At 39.7% G+C, this 1,257-nt stretch carries 2 protein-coding genes; one reads left to right on the forward strand and one right to left on the reverse strand.

All coding sequences use genetic code 11. The features are described from left to right. On the forward strand, positions 1-258 hold a 258-nt coding region (locus R7Z47_RS24040; protein WP_318130667.1), incomplete at its 5' end, for a type II toxin-antitoxin system RelE/ParE family toxin. A 390-nt stretch (positions 259-648) separates the two neighbouring features. On the opposite strand, the gene R7Z47_RS24045 is transcribed toward R7Z47_RS24040, so the two are convergent. Further along, on the reverse strand, positions 649-1,041 hold the full coding sequence (locus tag R7Z47_RS24045) for a hypothetical protein (RefSeq protein WP_000884724.1): 393 nt from the start codon (positions 1,039-1,041) through the stop codon (positions 649-651). Positions 1,042-1,257 lie beyond the last annotated feature (216 nt).

Below are 1,257 nucleotides of genomic sequence, written 5' to 3' on the forward strand. Positions count from 1 at the left end.
GACGATTTCGGCGACATCTATGAATATACCTTTCTAAATTTTGGCGAAGACCAAGCAGAACACTACACCGATGAAATGGAGCAGTGCTTACAAACATTGTCTGAGGCGCCATTCATTGGTAGGGATTGCTCCGAACTTCGTTCTGGAGTACGTCGGCATGATCATCAGAAGCACGCTATTTTTTATCGAATTCGAGAGTTCGATATATTTGTTATCCGGATCTTGCACCAACAGATGAACCCAATGTTGCATCTTTAAATTACTTAATTTTTTGATAAAACCTAGAAAAACGCCCCTTAGAGGGCGTTTTTTGTTTCAAACGAACAGCGCCATCTTTGCCCTGTAAATCGCCTGAAAAGCGTCACAAACTTTCAGCCCGATTTCTGGGTCAGTAGGGCATAGTAAGTGCTTAAAAACGTGCCTAGAGCCTCTGATGGCGTTCTAAGGGCTGTTTTTGATAGCTAACTCGCCCGTTTAACATAATAGGAATAATAGACACCGATTTTGAGTGTGGCTCAGGCATAAATTTGGATTCTGATTAATGTATACATCTTCAAGTGGTTCTATGAAATTGGTATACATTAATCAATAGGGGGAGGTGATTTTCGTTACAGAGTCACGCGTTGCGAATCACTCTTAAATGCTTTGTTAGAGCACTTTGCTCTGTGTCACCAAGTCAAAAGCTTCGTTAACTTTTTTCCCAAGCGAAATCTGTTTGATTCCTGCAGGAACATGTAAGAACAGTGGAAAAATAGCCCAAAAAAAGAATAGCCCAATAACAACAAACAACCATCCACCTACTACTTGGGCATCATACTTACCAAATACTCCCTTTGTGTGGTTATTGTAAGCATAGGCAATAAACTTACCTGTTTTTGAGTCCCGCTCGCCGACAACAGTAACTTCATCATTACGATTAATAACCCAAGCATCAGATACTTGAAGTTCGATTACACAATTATTTTCACTTAATTCAAACTGTACCTTGGTTTTAGTGACCGCTTTGAAATTAATAACCTTACCAACTAATTTATCTAACATTATTTTGTTAACTCTATGTTACTTTACTAGGAGTGCTCTAACGCCCTGTTAAGGGGTGAGCAACGCAATACCGAAGCTTCCGCATACCACCTTAACCACTAAAACCAACGCATAGTAAAAATGCCACGCGTTGCGAATCCCTCTTAAACAGTTTGTTAGCCCTTTGCCCAAATTTGGTACGTGTAATCAATATTTGAACTGAAACTTTGCTCAAAT

It is taken from the genome of Vibrio sp. 1641 (assembly GCF_033339995.1).
Lineage (GTDB): Bacteria > Pseudomonadota > Gammaproteobacteria > Enterobacterales > Vibrionaceae > Vibrio > Vibrio alginolyticus.